Here is a 24,190-nt window from a genome sequence, read left to right on the forward strand (position 1 = left end):
TGCACGCGTAAGCTACATTCGTGGCCGCTATAAATCTGGGTACGCCCAAAGTCCCCGTAATCCTCGCTCCCCGACGCAAGTCCCGCCAGATCAAGGTCGGCAAGGTCCTCGTCGGCGGTGACGCACAGGTCAGCGTGCAGTCCATGACGACGACGCCGACGACGAACATCAACGCGACTCTGCAGCAGATCGCCGAGCTCACCGCCTCCGGCTGTGACATCGTGCGGGTGGCAGTGCCCAGCCGTGACGACGCCGAGGCGCTGCCGATCATCGCCAAGAAGAGCCAGATCCCGGTGATCGCCGACATCCATTTCCAGCCCAGCTACGTGTACCAGGCCATCGACGCCGGCTGCGCGGCCGTGCGGGTCAACCCCGGCAACATCCGCAAGTTCGACGACCAGGTGGGCAAGATCGCCGCCGCGGCCAAGGCCGCCGGCGTCTCCATCCGCATCGGCGTCAACGCCGGCTCGCTCGAGCCCAGCCTGCTGCAGAAGTACGGCAAGGCCACCCCGGAGGCCCTCGTCGAGAGCGCCGTCTGGGAAGCCAGCCTGTTCGAGGAGCACGACTTCCACGACTTCAAGATCTCGGTCAAGCACAACGACCCAGTGATCATGGTCAAGGCCTACCGGCTGCTCGCCGAGCGCGGCGACTGGCCGCTGCACCTCGGCGTCACCGAGGCCGGGCCGTCCTTCCAGGGCACCATCAAGAGCGCCACGGCGTTCGGCATCCTGCTCGGCGAGGGCATCGGCGACACCATCCGGGTGTCGCTCAGCGCCCCGCCCGCCGAGGAGATCAAGGTGGGCCTGCAGATCCTGCAGTCGCTCAACCTGCGTGAACGCAAGCTCGAGATCGTCTCCTGCCCCAGCTGTGGCCGGGCCCAGGTGGATGTCTACAAGCTCGCCAACGACGTCACCGACGGCCTCGAGGGCATGACGGTTCCGCTGCGCGTGGCCGTGATGGGTTGCGTGGTCAACGGACCCGGTGAGGCGCGTGACGCCGACCTGGGCGTGGCATCCGGCAACGGCAAGGGCCAGATCTTCGTGCGCGGCGAGGTCATCAAGACCGTGCCCGAGTCCGAGATCGTGCAGACCCTGATCGAGGAGGCCAACCGCATGGCCGCCGAGATGCCGCCGAGCGAAGACTCCCTCGGTTCCCCCGTGGTGACGGTCGGCTCCCGCTAACCTCCCCGCTCCCAACTGTTCCCGCAACGGACAATTGCACCCGGCGCACCGGGGGCAATTGTCCGCACGGGCAACAGTGGTCGCGGTCGTGAGTCGCAGCGCGCAGACGGGCGCCCGGCTCGCGCCGTAAAGTAGGTGCGTGCCTATTCGTATGTCGAACTACTTCCTCCGGACCCTTCGCGAAGACCCCTCTGATGCCGAGGTCACCAGCCACCGCCTGCTTGTGCGGGCCGGGTACATCCGCCGCCAGGCGCCGGGCATCTTCGCCTGGCTGCCGCTGGGCCTCAAGGTCAAGGCGAAGATCGAGACCATCATCCGCGAGGAGATGGCCGCCGCCGGTGCCTTCGAGGTGCACTTCCCGGCTCTGCTGCCGCGCGAGCCCTACGAGACCACCGGCCGCTGGGACGAGTACGGCGACGGGCTGTTCCGCCTGCAGGACCGCAAGGGCAGCGACCTGCTGCTGGCCCCCACCCACGAAGAGGTCTTCACCCTCATGGTGAAGGACCTGTACAACAGCTACAAGGACCTGCCGCTGTCGATCTTCCAGATCCAGGACAAGTACCGCGACGAGGCCCGTTCCCGCGGTGGCCTGCTGCGCGGCCGCGAGTTCACCATGAAGGACGCCTACTCCTTCGACATCAGCGACGCCGGCCTCGACGTGAGTTACCAGGCCCAGCGCGACGCCTACGAGCGCATCTTCACCCGCCTGGGCCTCGAGTACGTCGTGGTGCAGGCGGATGCCGGCGCCATGGGCGGTTCCAAGAGCGAAGAGTTCCTGCACCCCACCGCTGTCGGCGAAGACACCTTCGTGCGCTCGGCCGGCGGGTACGCGGCCAACGTCGAGGCGTTCCGCACCCTGGTGCCGGAGTCGATCGACTTCGCCGGGTTCCCGGCCGCCCAGGTGCACGACACCCCGGACACCCCCACCATCCAGACCCTGGTCGACCGGGCCAACGAGACCCAGCCGCGGCCGGACGGCCGCGCCTGGACCGCCGCAGACACCCTCAAGAACGTCGTGCTCGCGCTCACCCAGCCCGACGGCAGCCGCGAGATCGTGGTGATCGGCCTTCCCGGCGACCGTGAGGTCGACCTCAAGCGCGTGGAGGTCGCCTTCGCTCCCGCCGAGGTCGAGGCCGCCAACGAGGGCGACTTCGCCAAGCTCGACAAGATCGCCGGACGCCCGGGCCTGGTCAAGGGCTACATCGGCCCGTGGGCCGCTGCCGGCGCGATGCTGGGCGAAGAGTCCGCCACCGGCATCCGTTATCTCGTCGACCCGCGCGTGGTCGACGGCACAGAGTGGATCACCGGCGCCAACGAGCCCGGCCGCCACGTCTTCGGGCTCGTCGCCGGCCGCGACTTCGTGGCAGACGGCACCGTCGAGGCCGCAGAGGTGCGCGCCGGCGACCCGGCCCCCGACGGCTCCGGCCCGGTGGAGCTGGCCCGAGGCATGGAGATCGGCCACGTGTTCCAGCTCGGCCGCAAGTACGCCGAGGCGCTGGGGCTGAAGGTGCTTGACGAGAACGGCAAGCTGGCCACGGTCACGATGGGCTCGTACGGCATCGGCGTCACCCGCGCCCTCGCCGTGATCGCCGAGCTGAACAACGACCCCAAGGGCCTGATCTGGCCCGAGGCCGTCGCGCCGTTCGACGTGCACGTGATCGCCACCGGCCGCGACGAGATCGTCTTCGAGACCAGCGAGGCCGTGACCGCGATGGTCGAGGCCTCCGGCCGCGAGGTGCTCTACGACGACCGCCGCAAGGTGTCGCCTGGCGTCAAGTTCGGTGACGCCGAACTGATCGGCATCCCCACCATCGTGATCGTCGGCCGCGGCGCGGCAGACGGCATCGTGGAGCTGTGGGATCGCCGCAGCGGTGAGCGCACCCAGGTTGCGGTCACCGAGCTGGCCGCGCACTTCGCCTAACCCATCGCTCGCGAAAGCGGTCTTACGGTTGCCTCAGCGACGCTGAAGCAACCCCATGACCGCTTTCGCGTGCTTGTGGGCTAGAGACGGGCGAAACGGGCGCGGAACAGGCAGTAGAGGCCGTAGGCGATCAGGCCCAGACCGACCAGCACCAGGATGGCCATGCCGAAGGGCAGTGCCGCGAGCGACTTCAGCGCGCCGTCCAGCCCCGTCGACTGGCTCGGGTCAACCGTGAAGCCGGCCACGATCACCAGGATGCCGACCACGCCGACAGCGATGCCCTTCGCGACGTATCCGGCAACGCCCAGGCCCACCGTGACCCGGCCCATCGTGCCCGACGGAACGGCCAGGTCTTCGGTGAAGGTCTGCGCGACGCCCTTGTAGACGAAGTAGACCCCGATCGCGAGCACCGCCAGCCCGGCGATCATCAGCAGCACCGGCCCACCGGGCAATCCGAGCACGGTGGCGCTGGCGGAGGAGGTGCTCTGCGACGAGTTCGCCGATCCCTTGAGGGCCACGGTGAGGGCCGTGCCGGCCACGAAGAGGTACGCCACGCCCTTGCCGATCTCCTTGAGCCGGTGAGCCCAGACCTTCTTGGGGTCGCTGCCAGGCACCAGGAACGCCTGCAGCACCTGCCACAGGCCCAGGGCAGCGAGTCCGAGCACGATGGTCCAGACCACGAACACGCCGCCGGGGGACTTCGCGACCTGGCCCAGTGCCCCCGACTGGTCGGCGCTCCCGCCGCCGGCACCGATCGCGAGGCTGATCGCGATGGCGCCGATCAGCCCGTGCAACAGACCGTTCACGGCGTATCCGACCCTGGCCAGGGTCTTGAGGTGAGGGTTGTTTCCGGCGTTGCGCGCTGCACGGCCTGCCGAACGCGCACCGGACTGCGCGGAGGAACGAGTATTCATCGGGTTATCGTATCCGCGAGGCGTCCCAGCGACCAGCCGCGATGGGGCGTGTCCCTCGCTGAAGCGCCCGGCGGCTCTGGGCGGGTGACGCAGGCCCCGGGATTCCGGTACCGTAGTGAGAAGCCCGCTGCGCGGTTTCGCGGCGGCAAGATCTGAATAGAGGAGGCCGGCCATGGACATCGACCTCAGCGTGTTGCGGCTGATGGAGCGCGAGAAAGAGATTCCCTTCGAGGAACTCGTGCAGATCATTGAGCAAGCAATTCTGACGGCCTACCTCAAGCACACCCACCAGGGTGAGCCACTGAAGCAGGCTGCGGAAGAAGAACCCGGAGCTCGCGTCGTACTCGACCGCAAGTCCGGTCACGTCGACATTTACATTCCTGAGCACGACGAAGAGGGCAACATCATCGGCGAAGCCGTTGACAACCCCGACGACTTCGGTCGTATTGCCGCATTCGCGGCCAAGCAGGTCATCAACCAGCGTCTGCGCGACATCGCGGATGACGCGGTGCTCGGCGAATTCAAGGGCCGCGAAGGCGAGATCGTCGCCGGCGTGATCCAGCAGGGCCCCAACCCCCGCATGATCCACGTCGACCTCGGCACCATCGAAGCGATCCTTCCCCCCGAAGAGCAGGTGCCGGGCGAAAGCTACGTGCACGGCTCACGCATCCGGGTGTACGTCACGGCTGTCGGCCGCGGCATGAAGGGCCCGCAGATCACCGTGTCGCGCACCCACCCGTCGCTCGTGCGCCGGTTGTTCGCGCTGGAGGTCCCCGAGATCGCCAGCGGCGTCGTGGAGATCGTGTCGCTGGCCCGCGAGGCCGGCCACCGCACCAAGATCGCCGTGCGCGCCACCGAGCCCGGCGTCAACGCCAAGGGCGCCTGCATCGGCGAGCTCGGCCAGCGCGTGCGCGCGGTGACCGCTGAGCTCAACAACGAGAAGATCGACATCGTCGACTACTCGCCCGACCTAGCCACCTTCGTGGCCAGTGCGCTCTCGCCCGCCAAGGTGACCAGCGCCTACGTCATCGACGAGTCGATCAAGGCCGTTCGGGCGCTCGTGCCCGACTACCAGCTGTCGCTCGCGATCGGCAAGGAGGGCCAGAACGCCCGCCTCGCCGCCAAGCTGACCGGCGCCAAAATCGACATCCAGCCAGACAGCATTCTGGAGGATGACGAATAGGGGGTACGATGGATCCCGTTAGAACGTGCATTGGATGCCGTTCCCGCGCCTCGCGATCCTCTCTTCTGAGGGTTGTCGCCCAGAATTCGCTGCTGGTGGTCGATGAGACCGCCACCCTGCCTGGGCGAGGTGCGTGGATTCATCCCACCATCGCGTGCTTCCAGGAGGCCGTAAAGCGGCGCGCTTTCGGGCGTGCCCTTCGCGTGACCAGCTCCCTGGACGCAAAACAACTAGAGAACAGGCTGACTTGGCTAATGGATAACTAATGAGCGGCTCGAAATGAGAACCGTCCGTTACTAACGGTCTGCCCCTTTCCGGGTGCAGGCCCGGAACAGGAGAATTGTGGCTGCGAAACCACGCGTACACGAGATCGCAACTGAGCTCGGTGTCGACAGCAAGGTAGCCCTTGCGAAATTGAAGGAAATGGGCGAGTTCGTCAAGGGACCGTCCTCCAGCGTTGAACCCCCCGTTGCGCGCCGTCTGCGCGCAGCACTCGAGGCCGACGGAGTGGCCACCGGCGGCGCCGCTGCCACGCCCGCGGCACCTGCCGCCGCCAAGCCGGCCGCGACCACGACGGTCAAGCCCGGCGTCCGTCCGGGCCCGGCACGTCCCGCCGCACCGGTGCCCGCACCTGTCGTCGAGGCCCCTGCTGCGGATGCCCCGCCGATGCCGGCCGCACCGCTGACCGTCGCGGAGCGCCAGGTTCAGGCCGCCGAGAAGGCCGCCGCCGCCGAGAAGGCTGCAGCGACCGAGAAGGCCGCCGCCGAAACCCCCACCACCCCTGGCACCGATGCCGGCCCCACGGCCGCGTCACCGGCCGCCAAGGCCGACGGCGACACGGCCACGGCCGTCAAGCCCGGTGGATCCGTCCCCCGCCCGGGAGCTCGTCCGGGTAACAACCCGTTCGCCAGCAACCAGGGCATGGGCAAGACCCCCACCCCGCGTCCGGGCAACAACCCGTTCGCGAGCGCGCAGGGCATGGGACAGCGTCCGCCGTCCACGTCCTCGCCCAGCAACATCCCCCGCCCCGCCGCACCCCGTCCAGGCGCCCCGCGTCCGGGTGGACCCGGCCAGGCACCCCGCCCGACCGGCTTCGGCCAGCGTCCGGGTGGATTCCAGCGCCCCGGTGGCGCTCCGGGCGGCGCCGGCGGCGCACGCCCCGGCTTCACCCGCCCCGGCGCACCTGCCGGTGCTCCCGGCTTCGGCCCGCCCCGCCCCGCCGGCGGCGGCGGCGCCGGCGGCCGTGGCCGTGGCCCCGGCGGTGGAACCGCTGGTGCGTTCGGTCGCGGAGGCGGCAAGAACAAGGCACGCAAGTCGAAGCGGACGAAGAGGGCCGAGTTCGAGCTGCGCGAAGCCCCGTCGCTGGGTGGCGTCAGCGTCCCCCGTGGCGACGGTGGAACCGTGGTGCGTCTGCGCCGCGGTGCCTCGATCACGGACTTCGCCGACAAGATTGACGCGAGCCCCGGCAACCTGGTGACCGTGCTGTTCCACCTCGGTGAAATGGCCACGGCGACCGAGTCGCTCGACGAGGCCACCTTCGATGTGCTGGGCAGCGAACTGGGTTACAAGATCCAGATGGTTTCGCCCGACGACGAAGACCGCGAACTGCTGCTCGGCTTCGACATCGACATCGACCAGGAACTGGCCGACGAGACCGACGAAGAGCTCGAAGTCCGCCCGCCCGTCGTCACCGTCATGGGTCACGTCGACCACGGTAAGACCGCGCTGCTCGACGCCATCCGTAACGCCAAGGTGGCCGCAGGTGAAGCCGGTGGCATCACCCAGCACATCGGTGCCTACCAGGTCGTCACCGAGCACGAGGGCATTGAACGTGCCATCACCTTCATCGACACCCCCGGCCACGAGGCGTTCACCGCCATGCGTGCCCGTGGTGCGCAGGTCACCGACATCGCGATCCTCGTGGTCGCCGCCGATGACGGCATCATGCCGCAGACGATTGAGGCGCTCAACCACGCACAGGCAGCCAACGTGCCGATCGTGGTCGCAGTGAACAAGATCGACAAGCCCGGCGCGAACCCGCAGAAGGTGCGTCAGCAGCTCACCGAATTCGGTCTCGTCGCCGAAGAGTACGGCGGAGACGTCATGTTCGTCGACGTGTCTGCGAAGAACAAGGTCGGCATCCAGGAGATCCTGGACGCCGTTCTGCTCACCGCTGACGCCGGACTCGACATGCGCGCCAACCCGAACAAGGATGCCCGCGGTGTGGCCATCGAGGCCAAGCTCGACAAGGGCCGCGGTGCAGTTGCCACCGTGCTCATCCAGTCGGGAACGCTGCACGTCGGCGACTCGATCGTCGCCGGTACCGCTTACGGTCGCGTTCGTGCGATGGCCGACGAAAACGGCAACGCCGTTCTCGCCGCCACGCCGTCCCGTGCCGTACAGGTGCAGGGCCTCTCGAGCGTTCCGCGCGCCGGTGACACCTTCCTCGTCATCGAGGAAGACCGCACCGCACGTCAGATCGCCGAGAAGCGCGAAGCCGCCGAGCGCAACGCCCTGCTGGCCAAGGCCCGCAAGCGCATCAGCCTCGAGGACTTCACCCGTGCACTCGAAGAGGGCAAGGTCGAATCGCTCAACCTCATCATCAAGGGTGACGTGTCCGGTGCTGTTGAAGCCCTGGAAGAGTCGCTGCTCAAGATCGAGGTCGACGACTCCGTTCAGCTGCGCATCATCCACCGTGGTGTCGGTGCCGTCACGGAGAGCGACGTCAACCTCGCCACCGTCGACAACGCCATCATCATCGGCTTCAACGTTCGCCCCGACACGAAGGCGCGCGAACGTGCGGCTCGTGAAGGCGTGGACGTGCGCTTCTACTCCGTCATCTACAACGCGCTCGAGGACATCGAGTCTTCCCTCACCGGAATGCTCAAGCCCGAGTTCGAAGAAGTGCAGAGTGGTATCGCCGAGATCCGCGAGGTCTTCAGCTCCTCGAAGTTCGGAAACGTCGCCGGTGTCATCGTGCGGTCGGGAACGATCACGCGAAACGCCAAGGCACGGGTCATCCGCGACGGCATCGTTGTGGGCGACAACCTGGCCATCGAGTCGCTGCGTCGCTTCAAGGATGACGTCACCGAGGTCCGTACGGACTTCGAGGCTGGTATTGGGCTCGGTAAGTTCAATGACATCCAGATCGGCGATGAGATCGAGACGATCGAATTGAAGGAAAAGCCCAGAGGTTAATTACCTCTCGGTGGTACGGGTCTCCGCTTGATCCCCCTAAAAAGGGAAGAGAGCGGGGACCCCTACCCCGATTCCCTTTTTAGGGGGATCAAGCTACGACCCACACTCCCCGAGACATCATCGGTCAATCGATGGTTGGGGAGGGCTTAAGAGCGTTAAGAAGTACCCACAAACTAGGAGTAGCTCATGGTAGATCCGGCACGCGCTAGGAAGATGGCGGACCGCATCAAGGTCATCGTGGCCAAGCGGTTGGAACGCGGCATCCGCGACCCGAGACTCGGCTTCGTGACCATCACCGACGTCAAGGTCACCGGTGACCTGCAGCACGCCTCGGTGTTCTACACGGTCTACGGCTCCGACGAGGAGCGCAAGGACAGCGCCGCAGCGCTCAAGGCGGCCACCGGCATGATGCGCAGCGAGGTGGGCAAGAACATCACCGCCCGGCTGACCCCGTCGCTCGAATTCATCGCCGACGGCATCCCGGAGAACGCCGCCCTCATCGACGACCTGCTGCGTGAGGCGCGCGAGCGCGACACCCAGGTGGGCGAGATGGCGCGTGCCGCCGTCTACGCCGGCGATGAAGACCCGTACGTCAAGCCCCGCGAATACGCGGAAGACGAAGACGATGATGACGAGGACGATACCGACGAGGACGAGGTGCAGGCAGCGCCAGCTCCCACCGGCCGCCACGCAGCCGCCACGGAGCCCGACGCCCGCTAACCGCCTGCGCCCTCCCGCACCACCCGAAACCTCCGGCCGATTCATCGGTGCCGGAGGTTTCGTGCGTGTGAAACCTTGGCCAACAGCGCAGCGGATTTGCGAAAATACCCGGTGAAGGCGCGCAAATCCTTCTAGGATCTACGCAATCGTCCACATCCGAAGGAGTTGTCATGGTCATTCCCCAGCAATCCACCGCACCTGTCGGAAGCGTGCCCCTCGCGTTGCCGTACTACGGGGCCCCGCTCACCGAAGCGGTCAAGCGCTTCTTCACCAAGTACGCGACCTTCTCCGGCCGGGCCAGCCGCGCCGAGTACTGGTGGTGGGCACTGGTGAACTACGTCGTGCTCACGGTGCTCAGCGTGATCGCCCTGGTGTCAGGGGGAGGAGGCACTATGTCGGCAGACGGCACTGTCGCCGCGCCCTCTGGCGGTGCCGTGGTGGTCGTGGTGCTGATCAGCCTGTACGGGCTGGCGACGATCATCCCCGACCTGGCACTCACGGCCCGGCGCCTGCACGACGGCAACTTCTCCGCCCTGTTCATCTTCATCGCCCTGGTGCCGTTTGTGGGCGGCCTGATTCTGCTGGTGCTCACACTGCTGCCGCCCAAGCCGGAGGGCGCGCGGTTCGACGCCTAGCTCTTCGACTTGACGCAAAATGCCCCTTCAGCGCTGCTGAAGGGGCATTTTGCGGCAACTCAGCGCACACGTGGGCGCGTGTCGGGTCAGGCGGGATCGGCCTCTGTGGCGGCGATGGTCCAGGCGGCGCTGTGGGTGGCGCCGGGGGACAGCCGCACCAGGTCTTCTGCGGTGGAGAAGGCGTCCGGCGGGCAGGTCATCGGTTCGACCGCCAGGCCGATCCGGCTCGGTTCAGGGGCGGGGCGGTCGGCCGTGTGCACCTGCAGCCAGGGCAGCCCGGCGCCGAAACTCATGCGCACGCCGGTGCCGATCGGGCTGGTCACGACCACGCTGGCCGTGCCATCCGCGTCGCGTGCGATCGACGTGAAGGCATGGTCGATGAAGGTGTCACCGATCACCCTGGCGGTGCGGAAGTCGAACTCCGGGTTGGTCTCAACGTGGGCGACGGCGACAGGGCTGAGCCGGTCCGGCGTCACCGTGAGGTACGCGGCGGCGGGGAACTCGAGGGTCCAGTCGTCCACGGCGCCTGGACCGGCCACGAGATACGGGTGCGGGCCGGTGCCGTACGGGGCCGTGCTCGCGCCGAGGTTCTCGGCGGTCACGGTGGTGGTGAGGCCATCGGCACCGAGCCGGTACGCCGCCAGCAGGGCGACCCGGTGTGGATAGCCGTCGCTGGGCACGATCGTGGTGCGCAGGGTCACGGAGTCGGTCGAGCGCGCCTCGAGCGTCCAATCGGCCCAGCAGACGAGGCCGTGCAGTGCGTGTGAGCGGCTGGGCTCGGTGAGCGGCAGCTGATAGTCGACGCCGTCGAAGGAATATGTGCCGTCGACCACCCGGTTCGGCCAGGGCGCCAGCACGGCACCGCGGTAGCCGGGGCGCACCTCGTTCGCGTCGAACGGCACGACGAGGTCGCGGCCGTACCAGGTGAACTCGCGCAGGCTCGCGCCGACGCTCGCGATCGTGGCCGCGTACCCGCCGGCAGTGATCGTGTACTGCAGGCCGGAGAGCGGCAGCACCGAGACATCCGAGCTGGTGGCGGCGGGGACGGCGACGGCGGCGTCAGTCATGGGACAGTACTCGTTTCAGGTAGGCGTTCTCGAAGAGCCCGTCGGGGTCGACCCGGCTGACATGCGCCGCGAAATCGTCGAGGCGGGGATAGGCGCGGCGGAGCCCCGCCGGGGACATCGTGGCGACCTTGCCCCAGTGCGGGCGGGGCGCGAAGGGTTCGAGGGTGTGCTCGATCAGCGGCAGCACGGTGAGAATCTCGGTCGGCAGGGGTTTCCAGGTGAAATGGATGGCGAGCGAGTCGCGGGCGTAGCTCGGGCTGAGCCAGGCGGTGTCGGCGGCCACGCTGCGGAGCTCGGAGATGTGCAGCAGCGGCGCGATCCGGTCGCCGATCAGACGCAGGGCCATGATCGCGGCGACGGCGTGTTCGGCGGGGATCAGGTATTCGGACTGGATTTCCTCACCATGGCTGGGCTGGAACTCACTCCTGAAGTGCGACAGCCGCTCGTTCCACGGCCCGGGCTCACGCAGCTGAGCGGTGACGCTGCCGGCGTCGACCCCGGGCAGCGGGTGCAGCGCCACCGTGGCCTCCCGGGCGCCGAGGGCGGCCAGGTCGAACTCGGGGCCGTCCACGTCCAGGCGGCGTTTCGACCAGACCTGGTGGGTGTCCTCACCCCGGAAGGTGGTGAACACGCTGACGCTGTAGCCGCTGGCCATGATGGCTGCCCAATTGGCGAGGGCCGCCGTCCAGGAGAGCCCCTCGTGCACATACTGGGAGATCTGGAAATGCGGCTGCACCCGCAGCGTGACCGCGGTGACGATGCCGACGGCACCGAGGCCGACGACCGAGGCGGCGAAGTCGGAGTCGTGCTCCCGAACGATCTCGACCCGGCCGTCGGCGCGCACGATCTCCAGGGCCAGCACCGAGGAGGCCAGCGATCCGTTGCGCACGCCGGAACCGTGGGTGCCCGTCTGGATCGCACCGGCAACCGAGATGTGCGGCAGCGACGCGAGGTTGGGCAGGGCCAGGCCCTGCTCGGCCAGGTAGGCGCCGACCTGGGCGTAGCTGCTGCCGGCTCCGACGCGCACGCTCACCGCGGCGCCATCGTCACCGAACTGCAGCGAGGGCTCGATCACCAGGCCGTCGAGAGCCACCAGGGTGCCGGAGGTGTCGGCGATGGTGGAGAAGGAATGCCGCGAGCCCAGCGCCTTGACGTGTCCGTTGGCGGCGTGCGCCGCGGCCACGATCTGCGACACTTCGTCCGCCGTGGCCGGATGCCTCACGTCCTGTGTCGAATACTCGACATTGCCGGCCCAGTTCTTCATCGAAACCATTTCTGTTGGAGAGAACGCCGGGGTTTTCACCCCTGCGAAAGAGCGTACATCCCGGGCTCGACGAGAACGGCGAGCCCGTCGGCCACGAGCCCGGCCAGGGCCCGGTCGCGCTGCACGGCGTCAGGCCAGAGACCCTCGACCTCCGCGGCGGTGACCGGATGGTGGGTGGCCCGCAATTCGGCCATGATCAGGCCGCGCACCTGCCGGTCGCTGCCCTCGAACTTCTTCTGCACGGCCTTCTTCGGTCCCGCATAGTCCGGGTACCCGGCGGCGCGCCAGGCGCAGGCATCCCGGATCGGGCAGTCGGCACACCGGGGGGTCCGGCTCACGCAGACGACGGCGCCCAGCTCCATGATCGCCGCATTGAACACGGCTGCGGCCACGGGGTCGGCCGGCAAGAGCGCCGACATGGCCTCCAGGTCGCGGGTGCGGCTGGGCGGTGCCGGCTCGCCCTGACCGGCCACGGCCCTGGCGATCACGCGGCGGGTGTTGGTGTCGACCACCGGATGCCTGTGGCCGTAGGCGAACGCCGCGACCGCCCTGGCCGTGTAGTCGCCGATGCCGGTGAGGGCGAGGAGATCGTCGATGTCTTCGGGCACGACCCCGCCGTGACGCTCGGTGATCTGCACGGCAGCGGCATGCAGCCAGAGCGCCCGGCGTGGGTAGCCGAGGCTGGCCCAGGCGCGAACGGCCTCGCCGGAGGGCACCGCCGCGAGGTCGGCTGGGGTGGGCCAGCGTTCCAACCATTCGGTCAGTCGCGGGATGACCCGGTTCACTGGGGTCTGCTGCAGCATGAACTCGCTCACAAGGGTGCCCCAGGCGCTGAAGCCGTCGCGCCGCCAGGGCAGGTCGCGGGCATTCTCGTCGAACCATGCGCTGATCGACCTGCTGAGAGCGGGGCCGGCGGTGCTGATTGGCGCGGTGCCGGCTGTAGTGTTTCCGGTGCGGGCCGGGCCCTGGGCTGTGACGTTCATCGGTTCTAACCTAGGCTCGATTCATGAAGCTTGTTTCCACTCCTCGCGTCGAGTACCTGCGTACCCTCGCGGCCGAGATCCTCCACCTGAACGGCCGGGGCCGGGTGATCGTCGCCGTCGACGGCGCCGATCACGCCGCTCGCACCGCGTTCGCCGATGACCTGGCGGCGGTGCTCGACGAAGCGGAGGTGGCGTCGTACCGGGCGTCGCTGCGTTACTTCAAGCGGTCGCGCGAGGACGCCGGCCGGTTCGGCGCCGACACCCCCGAACGGCTCTTCCGGCACGGCTACGACTATTCGGCCCTGCGCCGGGTGCTCCTTGAGCCGTTCAGGCTCGGCGGCAGCACCGGCTTCGTCACGCAGGTGTTCGACCCGGACCGGGACGCCTGGATCGAACCGACCTGGACCACGGCCCCCGCTGACGCCGTCCTGGTGATCGACGGCGAGTTCATCAACCGGTCGGAGCTGCGGGACGCCTGGAACTACCGCATCCTGCTGGAGAGCGAAGCGACCTCTGAAGCCGACTACCTCTACCAGAAGGAGGAACGTCCGCGGCAGGTGGCGTCCGCGGTGATCGATCTCAGCGAGCGGCACAACCCCCAGCGGGTGTTCAGCGACTCCTGCTGAACCGTGCCAGTACCTCGGCGGGGCCGAGGAACGACCCGCGCTCCTCGACCTCGTGCACCAATGCGGTGAGCCGGCTGTTCACCGGGGCCGGCACCCCTGCGACGGCGGCCTCCCGCACCACGGCGCCATTGAGGTAGTCCACCTCGGTGCGCTGGCCGCGGGTCACGCTCTGCAGGGTGGAGCCGAGGTTGGGCACGGTTCCCATCCGGGCGCGCATCATGAGCGGCAGCACCTGCCCGGCCCAGGCCGGCAGCCGCGAGAAGGCCCGCAGCCGGCGGTCGCCGAGCGCCTGCATCGCGCCGAAGCTGATGCCGCGGCGCATGCCGACGCGCACGGCCTCGCGCATGCTCAGCGTCATCACCCGGCGCAAACCCGGGTTCGCCACCACCTCCTGCACACTCAAGCCGGTGATCGCGGGCAGCGCATTGAGCATGTTCACCACGAGCTTGGTCCACTGGGAGCCCACGAAGTTGTCGATGGCCTGGCTGGGCACTGCACCGTTGAGCACGGCCTGCCAGTGGCGGGTGGCGTCGTCGGCTGCCCCGGTGCCGCGGCCGAGGTAGGTGGGCGCGGCCGTCGTGACGGTGACCAGACCAGGTTCGGTGTAGTTCGCGGCAATGATCGAGAGAGCGCCGAAGCAGTCGGAGCGGGGGAGCAGTCGCCTGGCGGTGTTGACTCCGTCGAGGCCGTTCTGGATCACGATCACAGCGGCGCCGTCGAGCGCCGCCGCGTTGTCGGTGATAGCGGCCTCCGCATCCTGCGCCTTGGTGCACACCAGGGCCAGCTCTGGCGTGTCGGTCAGCCGTTGGAGGGCGGCCGGCCGGGCGTGTGCCCGGCCGAATCCGCCCTCGAGACGGATGCCGTGCTCCCGGATCGCGGCGAGCCCGGCGCCCCGCGCCGTGACGGTGACGTCGTGGCCGGCCTGGCTCAGGAGGGTGGCGAAGGTTCCGCCCAGGGCGCCGGCACCGATCACAGCAATTCGCATGACCTCAGCCTATGAGCCCGGCCGCGCCCGCACGGCTACCCGCGCACCAGGAGGGTCTCGGTCTCAACCGGCGCGGGGGTCGTCGCCGGCGTCTGGGCCGGCCGGCGTCCAGAGGGCAGGGCGAGGGCGATGACCGCCGCGACGGCGAGCACCCCGGCGCCGACCATCACGGCGGGGATCGCGGCATCCACATACCCGGTGGGAGTGAGTTCGCCGCCGTTGCCGGTGAAGACCGCGGTGAGCACCGCCACGCCCAGGGCCACGCCGATCTCGCGGAAGGTGGAGTTGGTGCCCGACGCCTTGGCGTGATCGTCCGGCACCATATTGGCCAGCACGGCCGTGGAGCTCGGCGCGAAGACCAGCCCCATGCCGAGACCGGCCAGGATGAACGCGCCCACCAGCTCGCCGTACTCGACGTCGGCCGACATGGTCAGGGAGATCCAGAACATGGCGATCGACAGCAGCGCCAGGCCCAGCACGATCGGCAGCCTGGTGCCGGTCCTCGGGCTGAGCATGCCCGTGAGCGGCGCCACGATCATCGGCGCCAGGGTCCACGGCATCGTCATCACACCGGCCTCGAGCGGGCTGTGGCCCTGCACGATCTGCAGGAATTGGATGAGGATGAAGATCGAGCCGAAGATGCCGAAGCTGAAGGTGATGCCCACCAGGTTCGCGACCGTGAAGCTTCGGTCGCGGAAGAGCCGCAGCGGCAGCAGCGGCGCGGATGCCCGGCCCTCCCACCAGACGAAGGCCAGCAGCAGCACGCCGCCGCCGATCAGCGCCGTGAGCACCTCTGTGCTGGTCCAGCCCGCCTCGTTGCCGCGCACGATTCCGTAGACGACGCCGAAGACCCCGCCGCCGGCTAGGAGCAGGCCCAGCACATCGGCGCGTAGCCGGGCGCCGAAGCTGTTGGGCAACGCCACCAGCACCAGCGGGATCGACAGCAGACCGAGCGGCACGTTCAGCCAGAAGATGGCCTCCCAGTTCCAGCCCTCCACCACGGCGCCGCCGATGAGCGGCCCGAGGGCCACTCCGAGTCCGGCGATGCCGCCCCAGATGCCGATGGCCGCCGGCCGGAACCTGTCGGCCACCGACCCGACCAGCAGGGTAAGGGAGAGCGGCATGAGCGCGGCGGCGCCCACGCCCTGGAGGGCGCGAGCGGTGATCAGCATCCACGGCTCGACGCTCATGGCGCAGAGCGCCGAGGCGGCGGTGAATAGGGCGATGCCGGCCAGGAACACGGACCGGCGGCCGAAGCGGTCGCCGATGGCGACGGCCATCAGCATGAAGGTGGCGAAGCTGAGCGAGTAGGCGTTCACGACCCACTGCAGCTCTTCGATGCTCGCGGAGAGGTCGGCGTTGATCACCGGCAGGGCGCTGGTGACTACGAGGTTGTCGAGGGTGGCCATGAACATGGGCAGCGAGGCGGCGACAACGGCCAGCCAGACGGGCACCCGGCGCCGGCGCAGGCCGGCCGGTGGGGGAGTGTTGGTGGGGGCGGTGGTGGTCATGGAAGGTCCCTTCGGAGGAGAACCGGAGAATGTTGTAATTGAATGATTACAAAATGAGACATTAGTAATCGACTGATAACCTGTCAAGTGTGAACGAGACATCCGGCACCGCAGCCGCCCCACCCACCGAGCGCATCCCCGCCGCCGAGCGCCGCGAGCAGATCCTGGCCGCGGCCAGTGTGGTCTTCGGTGAGCGGGGCTATTCCGGTGCGACCACCGACGCTGTGGCCAAGGCCGCCGGCATCAGTCAGCCCTACGTGGTGCGCATGTTCGGCACCAAGGAGAACCTCTTCCTCGAGGTGCTGGCCCGGGCACTCGAGCGTCTGGTCGCCGGCTTCAGGCAGATCATCGCCGAACCGCGTGAGCACAGCGACGACGAGGTGGAGTTGCTGGCCGCACGGCTCGGCGCCGCGTACGTGGACCTCATCGAAGATCGCGGCATCCTGCTTTCGCTCATGCAGGCGTTCATCAGCGGGCACAACCCGGTCGTCGGCGCCAAGGCCAGGGCGGGCTTCCTCGAGATCTACCGGATGCTGCGCGACGAGGCCGGATTCCCGCCCGACGCCATCCGGGAGTTCCTGGCCGACGGGATGCTGTTCAACACGCTCCTGGCCATCCGGCTGCCCGATATCTTCGGCGAGGACCCCGACGCTGAGGAACTCATGCGCTGCACGTTCCGTGGCAAGCTCGATGTTGTGCTCGGCGCCACAGCCGCCGAGGCCGCCGAGAATGCCTGACCCCAGCTAAGAAGGATTTCCAGTGAACGCCCCACGCCGCCCGCCCGGCAGCACCGCCAGCGGCCTCGTGCTGATCGACAAGCCCCAGGGCTGGACCAGCCACGACGCCGTCGCTCGCACCCGCCGACTGGCCAACACCCGCAAGGTCGGCCACGCCGGCACCCTGGACCCGATGGCGACCGGCCTGCTGATCCTCGGGATCAACAGCTCCACCCGTCTGCTCACCTATGTGGTCGGCCTCGACAAGGAGTACCTGGCCACCATCCGCCTGGGCGCGGCCACGACCACCGACGACGCCGAAGGGGAGGAGCTCACCCGCGCGCCAGCCGACGTGGTCCTCGCCCTGACCGGAGCCCTGGTCAGTGCGGGCATCGAGGCGCTCACCGGCGACATCAGCCAGCGGCCCAGCGCCGTGAGCGCGATCAAGGTGGACGGCAAACGCGCCTACGCCAGGGTGCGGGCCGGCGAAGACGTGGAACTGCCCGCCCGGCCCGTCACGGTGAGCGAATTCGAGCTGGTCTCCAGCACCCCTGTCGACGGATTCCTCGACCTCGAGGTGCGCGTGGTCTGCTCCTCCGGCACCTACATCCGGGCCCTGGCCCGCGATCTCGGCGCCGGTCTCGGTGTCGGCGGGCACCTCACCAGCCTCCGCCGCACCCGGATCGGCCCGTTCGGCATCGACGCCGCAGACCCCCTCGACCAGCTCGACGTAAGCCGTGCCCTGATCGGGCCGGCGGATGCGGCCAGCCGGCTCTTCGACAGGCTCGACCTGACCGCGCAGCAGGCCATCGACCTCAGCCAGGGCAAGCGCATCCCCGCACCGGAGGGCGCAGAGGACGGCGGCCCCGTGGCCGCCGTCGCCCCTGACGGCCGTCTCGTCGGCCTGGCGGACTACCGTGCAGGGCAGGCCAAGTCGATCGTGAACTTCCCGCCGGACCAACCACCGGCTCCCGTCACTGACCGACCGGCAGACCCTGAGGACGCATCGTGATCGAGTGGTTCACCTACCTGCAGCTCGCTATCGCCGTCGCGGCCGGTCTGCTCTGCCTGGGCCTCGGCTTCGCCGGCCGCAAGCCCACCGACCTCAGCATGGGAGCCACCGCCCTCGTCGAACTGCTCCTGATCGTTCAGCTCATCGTCGCGATCGTGGCCCCGTTCGCCGGCAACCAGGCCACCGGCAGCCTGCTGGAGTTTTACACCTACCTGGTCAGCGCCATCCTGCTGCCGTTGGCCGGGGGAGCCTGGGCGCTGATCGAGCGCAGCCGCTGGAGCACCGTGATCCTGGGCGTTGTCTGCCTGTCGGTAGCCGTCATGCTCTACCGGATGCTGCAGATCTGGACCGTGCAGGGGGTCTGAGCCGCCCGGAGGGAGCCACGGTGCACCGGCGCGCCGATGCCCGCGGATGCTGCGATAATTGCTGAGCGATGAATGAGCTGCAGACGGACTCCGGAGACAACGCCACCGGCACGACGAAATCCGGCCGGGTGACCGGCATCGGCCGCGTCCTGATCATGGTGTACGGCGTTCTCGCGCTCGCCGCGACCGGTCGATCGTTCGTGCAGATCGTGAGCAAGTTCGACCAGGCCCCCGTGGCGTACACCCTGTCCGCGCTCGCTGCCGTGGTCTACATCGTCGCGACGATCGCCCTGGTCAACCGCGGCACCGGCTGGTACCGGGTGGCGTGGATCACGATCGGCTTCGAGCTGCTCGGCGTACTCGTCATCGGCACGCTCAGCCTGGTCGACCCCGAACTCTTCCCGCACGACACCGTCTGGTCGTTCTACGGTCGCGGCTACCTCTTCATCCCGCTGGTCCTGCCGATCCTGGGCATGTGGTGGCTGGCCAAGCACGCCCCGGCCCGCGCCGGCCGTGACGGCGCGGCAGCATGACCGCCGCCCAGACCACGCCCATGAAGGTGCTCAACGGCATCGCCGAGGTCCCCGCCGACTGGCCGGCCTCGGCCGTGAGCATCGGCAAGTTCGACGGCGTGCACGCCGGCCACCGTGCCGTGATCAATGAGCTCAAGACGCTGGCCCGCCGGGAAGGCCTGGCCGTCGTCGTCGTCACCTTCGACCGGCATCCGCTGGCCCTGCTGAACCCCGAGAAGTGTCCGACGGAGCTTGTCAGCGTGCCGCAGAAGCTCGACCTGCTGGCCGAGACAGGCATCGACGCCACCGTTGTGCTCACCTTCGACGCCGCACTGTCATCGCTGCCGCCCGAGGACTTCGTGCGCGACATCCTGGTACACACCCTGCACGCGCGGCACGTGATGGTCGGCCGCGACTTCAGGTTCGGCGCCCGCGGCGCCGGTGACGCCGAGCTGCTCACCGCGCTCGGCCGCCAGTACGGCTTCGACGTGCGGTTGATCGACGACGTGATGCCGCACGGCGAACGCCGGGTGTCTTCCACCTGGATCCGCGAGCTGCTGTCTGCCGGCGATGTGCGCTCGGCGACCCGCCTGCTCGGGCACACCCCGACCGTGCGCGGCGAGGTCGTGCACGGCGCCGCCCGCGGGCGTGAGCTCGGCTTTCCCACGGCCAATCTGTCGCCGGAGTCCGAGGGACTGATCCCCGCCGACGGCGTCTACGCCGGCTGGCTGACCGACAACGGGTCCCGGTATCCCGCGGCCATCTCCATCGGCAACAACCCCACCTTCGACGGCGTTCCGCAGAAGCAGGTGGAGGCCTACGTGCTCGACCAGGACATCGACCTCTACGACCACGTGGTCGAGGTCTCCTTTGTCGAACACATCCGCGGAATGGTCGCGTTCACGGGCATCGAACCGCTGATCAAGCAGATCGAGGACGACGTCCTGAAGACCCGCGCGATCCTGCACCGACCGCTCGACTAGGCTTCCGGCGGCTCCGGCGCTGCTTCGACGGGCGGTGCCTCAGTAGGCAGCGGCCCACGGCCGAACAGGAACAGGATCAGCTCCGACGCCGTGCCGCGCAGCGGTGCGCCGTGGCCGACGCTCCACTCGGCATCCGTCGCCACCAACCGGCGGGTGCGCAGCACGGCCTTGATCTCGGTCGGCGCGATCAGGCTGCGCCGCAGCGCCACCGCGCCGCCGGCCGTTGCGTGAATCGGCAGGGTGAGCCCGAGCGGATGCGCCAGGTCGAGGCCGTGCACCACGGCCTCGGTCAGTTCCCAGATGCCGCCCCGGCCCCGGCCGGCGGCCCGCTCCGCTGCGATCTCTCGCAGGCGCGATACGAGCTGCTCCGGCGGCACCGTTGCTGCGGCCCGGCTCACGGCGTCGATGGCGCGCGACGGGCGAACATAGTGACCGAGGTAGGCGCGGGCGGCGCTGCCGATCAGCTCACGCCGGGTGCTGCCCAGCCGCCAGACGAGGTGGCCGGCGACGTCGCGCACCCGCCAGCGGCCGCACAGGCTCTGTGTTTCCCACTGCTCGGAGCTGAGGCCCTCAAGCAGGTCGGCGATGGCCGTGAGGGTCGCGGCGAGGTGGCCGGACCAGCGCGCGTTCACACCGGATTCGTTCCCGACGCTCCGAAGGCTCAGGGGAAGGTGTCGCGCGAATTCTGCCATGCCGTCCAGCCTAGACTTGCCGGGTGACAGACAATTCGCCCCGCCCGCTGTGGGCCGGGCGAACCCTGGCGCTGCTGGGCATCGTGCTCGTCGCGATCAACCTCCGCACCGCCGTGGCGGCCCTGTCGCCCATCGTCAGCCAGATTTCCACCGATATCCCGCTGGGCACGACAGCCATCGGCGTGCTCGGCATGCTGCCGCCGGTGTGCTTCGCCGTGTTCGGCATCTTCACGCCCGTCTACACCCGCCGGCTGGGGCTCGAGAACGTGCTCGTGCTCGCGCTCACCGCCATGCTGATCGGGCACCTCACCCGCGGCATCGCCGGATCGCTGCCGGTGCTGTTGCTCGGCAGTGTTGTCACCTTCGCGGGCCTCGGCGTGGGCAATGTGCTGCTGCCGCCGCTCGTGAAGAAGTACTTCCCCGACCGCATCGGCTTGGTCACCTCCCTCTACGTCACGATGCTGTCGCTCAGCACCCTGTTCCCGCCGCTGATCGCGGTGCCGGTCGCGGATGCCGCCGGCTGGCGGGTCTCGCTCGGGCTCTGGCTGCTGCCCGTGCTGTTCGCTCTCGTGCCCTGGCTGACCATGTTCGTGCGGCACCGGGTGCAGGTCACTCCCGGCGCGCTCGTCGACGAAGCCGAACCGGCCCTGATGGGCGGAATCTGGCGCTCCTCGATCGCCTGGGCTCTCGCGGTGGTCTTCGCGGCGTCGTCGCTCAACGCCTACGCGATGTTCGCCTGGCTGCCGCAGCTGCTCATCGACACCGCGGGGGTCACTCCCGCTCAGGCCGGCACACTGCTTTCGGTGTATGCCGCGATGGGGTTTCCCTGCGCCCTGCTGATTCCCTGGCTGACCGCGCGGATGAAAAACGTCGCCGTGCTCGTCTACCTCGGCGTGGCCGTGTTCCTGCTCGGCGACCTGGGGCTGCTGCTGGCCCCCGGCACGCTGACCTGGCTCTGGGTGGTCTTTGCCGGCCTCGGCCCGCTTCTGTTCCCCCTGGTGCTGGTGCTGATCAACCTGCGCACCCGCACACACGCCGGGTCGGTGGCGCTCAGCGGCTTCGTGCAGAGTGTCGGGTACACCCTCGGCGCGCTCGGACCGCTCAGCGTCGGCCTGCTGCACGAGGTCACCGGCGGGTGGACGGCCCCGCTGATCTTCCTGATCTGCACGGCGTTGGCCGTCTCCGTGGCCGGCGCCGTCATCGCCCGACCGCACCTGCTGGAAGACGACCTCGACATACAGCGCGGCCGCTGACCCGTTCTGCTCATGTGAGCAAGATCGCCAACGAGTGTTGTCCCGGCCGCCAAGCGCAACCTACGCTGGAGCAACCGGGAAGGCACCACGCATGAGCGACATCGACGAGCTTCTGTCCATTCGGGCGGCAGAGCTGTACTACGAAGAAGACAAGACCCAGGACGAGATCGGCACGATCCTGCGGATCACCCGGTGGAAGGTCGGCCGCCTGCTGGCCCAGGCCAAGGCGAACGGATTCATCCGGATCGAGATCGTGCATCCGCGTGCCCGCCGGCTCGGCCTCGAACGAGCGCTCCGCGAGTCGACCGGCCTCACCGACGCCATCGTCGTGTCCACGGCCGGGGTCCTCGACGAACTCGACCTACAGAAACGTACCGCCCAGGCCGCCGCCGACTACCTCACCGCGCTCCGCCCGGTGCCGCGCACTCTCGGGATCAGCTGGGGCCGCACCCTGCACGACATCTCGGTGCAGCTCAAGCCCGGCTGGGCCAGCGGGGTCGACGTCGTGCAGATCAACGGCGGCGTCAGCCTCAACGCTCGGCCGGGCACGGCGGCGGCAACGGCCGTGAGCATCGCCCAGAAGGGCGGCGGCCAGTTCACCCTGTTGCCCAGCCCCGCCATTCTGGAACGCGTCGAGACCAAACAGGCCATCGCCACCGACCGTTCGGTCGCCGCGGTGCTGGAGATGGGTTCGGCCGCGTCGGCCTACCTGTTCAGCGCCGGGCAGGCGGATGCCGGCTCAGCGCACGTGGAGAGCGGCTACCTCACGCCCGACCAGGTCGACGAGCTCGTGCGCAAGGGCGCGGTCGGTGACGTCGTCGGCCGGTTCATCGACAGTGCGGGCCAGATCGTCGACCCCGCGCTGAACGAACGCACCTTCGGCATCCCGCTGGAGCACCTGCGCCGGTCCAAGACCGCGATCGCCGTCATCGGTGGCCCACGCAAACACGCGATAGCGAGGTCCGTCGTCCTGAGCGGCCTCTGCACGGTCCTGATCACCGACGAAGATACGGCCCAAGCCCTCCTCAGCCCGCGAGCCGTGAGCTGAACCCCGAAACGCGCGCGTTTTCGGGGCCCAACTCACGGCTCGCTGGAGGGGGATAGGGGTTACGCCTCGTGGGGACGGTCGGGGTTGTCGTCCCGGAGAAGGTCTTCCAGGGCCTGGTCGACGTCGTCCAGCACGGGCGGCTCACCCTTGGCCGTCGACGTCAGGCGGGCCACCAGGGCCTGCGGGTCGTCGAGGTCCTCCGCGGTGGGCAGGATGTCCGGGTGGGCCCAGAGGGCGTCCCTGGCTTCGTTGCCCACGGCATCCGTCACGGCCTGCCACATCGCGGCCGCCTCGCGCAGACGGCGCGGCCGCAGCTCGAGGCCCACGAGGGTGGCGAACGCCGACTCGGCCGGACCGCCTGACGCGCGGCGGCGTTTGACGGTCTCGTTGATCGCGTCGGCCCGGGGGAGCCGTGCGGTGGCTTCGACGGTGACAACGTCGACCCAGCCTTCGACCAGGGCGAGCATGGTTTCCAGCCGGCCGAGCGCCGCGAGCTGGGCGTCCGTCTTCGGCGGGATCAGCGAGCCGTTGACCATGGCGTCGCGCAGTTCCTCCGGATTCGACGGGTCGAAGCCCTCTGCCAGCGATTCCAGCCGTTCGGTGTCGATGCTGATGCCGTGGGCGAAATCGGTGATCGAGCTGATCATGTGCAGGCGCAACCACCTGGAGTGCCGGAACAGCCGGGCGTGGGCGAGCTCTCGCACGGCCAGGTAGATCTGCACCTGGTCGGTGGGCACATCCAGGCCCTCGCCGAATTCGGCGACGTTCTGGGGGAGGAGGGCGGCCTGCTGGTCGCCGAACAGGGGGATGCCGATGTCGCCGCCGGAGACGACCTCGCTGGAGAGCTGACCGACAACCTGGCCGAGCTGCATGGCGAACAGGGTGCCGCCGAGGCTGCGCATCATCTGGCTGGCGCCGGCGAGCATGCCCTTGAGCTCTTCGGGGGCCTGCTCGGTGAGCACCTTGGTGAGGGAATCCGAGATGCTCGTGGCCACGGGCTCGGCCAGCTGGCTCCACAGCGGCATGGTCGCGGTGACCCACTCCTTGCGTGTCATCAGCCGCGGCTCCACGGTGAGTTCGGCCACGGAGATCACGTCATCCAGCCAGAGGGCGGCGATGTGGAAGGCCTGCTCCAACTCGGCGCGCTGGGCGGGGGTGGTGCTGTGCTGGGCCGCCGCCGCGCGCTCCTGGCCCTGCTGCAGAGCGATGTCCCAGTTGACGCCGCCGTCGCCGCCGGCGCGGAGGGCGCCCTGCAGCTGGTTCATCAGCGCCGCAACGCTGGCCGGGTCGTTGGGCAGGCCGGCGGCGCCTGCCAGCTGGCTCGGGTCGATGGAGGACTTGCCCGACAGGATGTCGCGGAGCATGTCCTGGAATTCGTCTTCTGGGTTCTGACCGTCGTCGGGTCGGGAGTCATCGGGCAC

General features: G+C 68.8%; 23 protein-coding genes. 15 read left to right on the forward strand and 8 right to left on the reverse strand.

What is annotated here, in order from left to right; translation table 11 throughout:
* Window positions 1–20: 20 nt before the first annotated feature.
* Together ispG and BJQ94_RS04910 are read left to right on the forward strand one after the other, a co-directional pair.
* Entirely contained in the window at window positions 21–1,181 is a 1,161-nt protein-coding gene (gene ispG, locus BJQ94_RS04905; RefSeq protein ID WP_265400951.1) for a flavodoxin-dependent (E)-4-hydroxy-3-methylbut-2-enyl-diphosphate synthase, read from the forward strand.
* A 139-nt stretch (window positions 1,182–1,320) separates the two neighbouring features.
* Window positions 1,321–3,102, forward strand: a complete 1,782-nt coding sequence (locus BJQ94_RS04910; protein ID WP_265400952.1) for a proline--tRNA ligase — start codon at window positions 1,321–1,323, stop codon at window positions 3,100–3,102.
* Between the two features lie 80 nt (window positions 3,103–3,182).
* Here BJQ94_RS04910 and BJQ94_RS04915 read toward each other — a convergent pair whose 3' ends face one another.
* Entirely contained in the window at window positions 3,183–4,016 is an 834-nt protein-coding gene (locus BJQ94_RS04915) for a DUF1206 domain-containing protein (protein WP_265400953.1), read from the reverse strand.
* A gap of 172 nt (window positions 4,017–4,188) precedes the next feature.
* On the opposite strand from BJQ94_RS04915, the gene nusA reads away from it, so the two are divergent.
* From nusA to BJQ94_RS04940, 5 genes are all read left to right on the forward strand, one after another.
* Window positions 4,189–5,199, forward strand: a complete 1,011-nt coding sequence (nusA, locus tag BJQ94_RS04920; protein ID WP_110126027.1) for a transcription termination factor NusA — start codon at window positions 4,189–4,191, stop codon at window positions 5,197–5,199.
* An 8-nt stretch (window positions 5,200–5,207) separates the two neighbouring features.
* Window positions 5,208–5,465 carry a YlxR family protein gene (locus tag BJQ94_RS04925; protein ID WP_265400954.1) on the forward strand — a complete coding sequence of 86 codons (258 nt, stop codon included), beginning with the start codon at window positions 5,208–5,210 and terminating at the stop codon, window positions 5,463–5,465.
* A 76-nt stretch (window positions 5,466–5,541) separates the two neighbouring features.
* The gene (gene infB / locus BJQ94_RS04930; RefSeq protein WP_275875561.1) at window positions 5,542–8,397 is read left to right on the forward strand and encodes a translation initiation factor IF-2; all 2,856 of its coding nucleotides are present in this window, start codon (window positions 5,542–5,544) and stop codon (window positions 8,395–8,397) included.
* 186 nt (window positions 8,398–8,583) lie between these two features.
* Window positions 8,584–9,117 carry a 30S ribosome-binding factor RbfA gene (gene rbfA / locus BJQ94_RS04935; protein WP_265399528.1) on the forward strand — a complete coding sequence of 178 codons (534 nt, stop codon included), beginning with the start codon at window positions 8,584–8,586 and terminating at the stop codon, window positions 9,115–9,117.
* 170 nt (window positions 9,118–9,287) lie between these two features.
* On the forward strand, window positions 9,288–9,752 hold the full coding sequence (locus BJQ94_RS04940; RefSeq protein WP_265399529.1) for a DUF805 domain-containing protein: 465 nt from the start codon (window positions 9,288–9,290) through the stop codon (window positions 9,750–9,752).
* An 86-nt stretch (window positions 9,753–9,838) separates the two neighbouring features.
* Here the strand turns inward: BJQ94_RS04940 and BJQ94_RS04945 are convergent, their stop codons facing one another.
* The 3 genes from BJQ94_RS04945 to BJQ94_RS04955 are packed head-to-tail and all read right to left on the reverse strand — an operon-like array spanning window position 9,839 to window position 13,066.
* Window positions 9,839–10,819 (reverse strand): aldose 1-epimerase family protein, encoded by a 981-nt coding sequence (locus BJQ94_RS04945; protein ID WP_265399530.1) that lies wholly within the window; start codon window positions 10,817–10,819, stop codon window positions 9,839–9,841.
* The gene (locus BJQ94_RS04950; RefSeq protein WP_265399531.1) at window positions 10,812–12,083 is read right to left on the reverse strand and encodes an FAD-binding protein; all 1,272 of its coding nucleotides are present in this window, start codon (window positions 12,081–12,083) and stop codon (window positions 10,812–10,814) included. The genes BJQ94_RS04945 and BJQ94_RS04950 overlap by 8 nt, the downstream gene beginning before the upstream one ends.
* 35 nt (window positions 12,084–12,118) lie before the next feature.
* The gene (locus tag BJQ94_RS04955) at window positions 12,119–13,066 is read right to left on the reverse strand and encodes an A/G-specific adenine glycosylase (protein ID WP_265399532.1); all 948 of its coding nucleotides are present in this window, start codon (window positions 13,064–13,066) and stop codon (window positions 12,119–12,121) included.
* A gap of 23 nt (window positions 13,067–13,089) precedes the next feature.
* Between BJQ94_RS04955 and BJQ94_RS04960 the strand changes: the two genes are divergently transcribed.
* Entirely contained in the window at window positions 13,090–13,692 is a 603-nt protein-coding gene (locus tag BJQ94_RS04960) for a hypothetical protein (protein ID WP_265399533.1), read from the forward strand.
* Here BJQ94_RS04960 and BJQ94_RS04965 read toward each other — a convergent pair.
* Together BJQ94_RS04965 and BJQ94_RS04970 are read right to left on the reverse strand one after the other, a co-directional pair.
* Window positions 13,676–14,677, reverse strand: coding sequence for a ketopantoate reductase family protein (locus BJQ94_RS04965; RefSeq protein WP_265399534.1), 1,002 nt, complete (start codon window positions 14,675–14,677; stop codon window positions 13,676–13,678). The two genes, BJQ94_RS04960 and BJQ94_RS04965, sit on opposite strands and share 17 nt — an antisense overlap.
* A gap of 35 nt (window positions 14,678–14,712) precedes the next feature.
* Complete coding sequence (locus BJQ94_RS04970) at window positions 14,713–16,188, reverse strand: MFS transporter (protein ID WP_265399535.1); 1,476 nt, start codon at window positions 16,186–16,188, stop codon at window positions 14,713–14,715.
* Window positions 16,189–16,277: 89 nt separating this feature from the next.
* Between BJQ94_RS04970 and BJQ94_RS04975 the strand changes: the two genes are divergently transcribed.
* The 5 genes from BJQ94_RS04975 (at window position 16,278) to BJQ94_RS04995 (ending at window position 19,776) form a co-directional block, all read left to right on the forward strand.
* Window positions 16,278–16,925, forward strand: coding sequence for a TetR/AcrR family transcriptional regulator (locus tag BJQ94_RS04975; RefSeq protein WP_265399536.1), 648 nt, complete (start codon window positions 16,278–16,280; stop codon window positions 16,923–16,925).
* Between the two features lie 22 nt (window positions 16,926–16,947).
* Window positions 16,948–17,916, forward strand: coding sequence for a tRNA pseudouridine(55) synthase TruB (truB, locus tag BJQ94_RS04980; RefSeq protein WP_265399537.1), 969 nt, complete (start codon window positions 16,948–16,950; stop codon window positions 17,914–17,916).
* Window positions 17,913–18,281: a hypothetical protein gene (locus tag BJQ94_RS04985; RefSeq protein WP_265399538.1), complete on the forward strand. Its 369-nt coding sequence runs from the start codon at window positions 17,913–17,915 to the stop codon at window positions 18,279–18,281. The genes truB and BJQ94_RS04985 overlap by 4 nt, the downstream gene beginning before the upstream one ends.
* A gap of 68 nt (window positions 18,282–18,349) precedes the next feature.
* Window positions 18,350–18,814 carry a hypothetical protein gene (locus tag BJQ94_RS04990; RefSeq protein ID WP_265399539.1) on the forward strand — a complete coding sequence of 155 codons (465 nt, stop codon included), beginning with the start codon at window positions 18,350–18,352 and terminating at the stop codon, window positions 18,812–18,814.
* Between the two features lie 20 nt (window positions 18,815–18,834).
* Complete coding sequence (locus BJQ94_RS04995) at window positions 18,835–19,776, forward strand: bifunctional riboflavin kinase/FAD synthetase (protein ID WP_265399635.1); 942 nt, start codon at window positions 18,835–18,837, stop codon at window positions 19,774–19,776.
* Here the strand turns inward: BJQ94_RS04995 and BJQ94_RS05000 are convergent.
* Window positions 19,773–20,468 (reverse strand): maleylpyruvate isomerase family mycothiol-dependent enzyme, encoded by a 696-nt coding sequence (locus BJQ94_RS05000; protein ID WP_265399540.1) that lies wholly within the window; start codon window positions 20,466–20,468, stop codon window positions 19,773–19,775. The genes BJQ94_RS04995 and BJQ94_RS05000 overlap by 4 nt on opposite strands.
* A gap of 23 nt (window positions 20,469–20,491) precedes the next feature.
* Between BJQ94_RS05000 and BJQ94_RS05005 the strand changes: the two genes are divergently transcribed.
* On the forward strand, window positions 20,492–21,721 hold the full coding sequence (locus BJQ94_RS05005) for an MFS transporter (protein WP_265399541.1): 1,230 nt from the start codon (window positions 20,492–20,494) through the stop codon (window positions 21,719–21,721).
* A 91-nt stretch (window positions 21,722–21,812) separates the two neighbouring features.
* Entirely contained in the window at window positions 21,813–22,769 is a 957-nt protein-coding gene (locus BJQ94_RS05010) for a sugar-binding domain-containing protein (RefSeq protein WP_265399542.1), read from the forward strand.
* 59 nt (window positions 22,770–22,828) lie between these two features.
* Here BJQ94_RS05010 and BJQ94_RS05015 read toward each other — a convergent pair whose 3' ends face one another.
* Window positions 22,829–24,133 carry a zinc-dependent metalloprotease gene (locus BJQ94_RS05015; RefSeq protein WP_265399636.1) on the reverse strand — a complete coding sequence of 435 codons (1,305 nt, stop codon included), beginning with the start codon at window positions 24,131–24,133 and terminating at the stop codon, window positions 22,829–22,831.
* Window positions 24,134–24,190: the final 57 nt, after the last annotated feature.

Origin of the sequence: Cryobacterium sp. SO2 (assembly GCF_026151165.2) — a bacterium.
Classification (GTDB): Bacteria; Actinomycetota; Actinomycetes; order Actinomycetales; family Microbacteriaceae; genus Cryobacterium.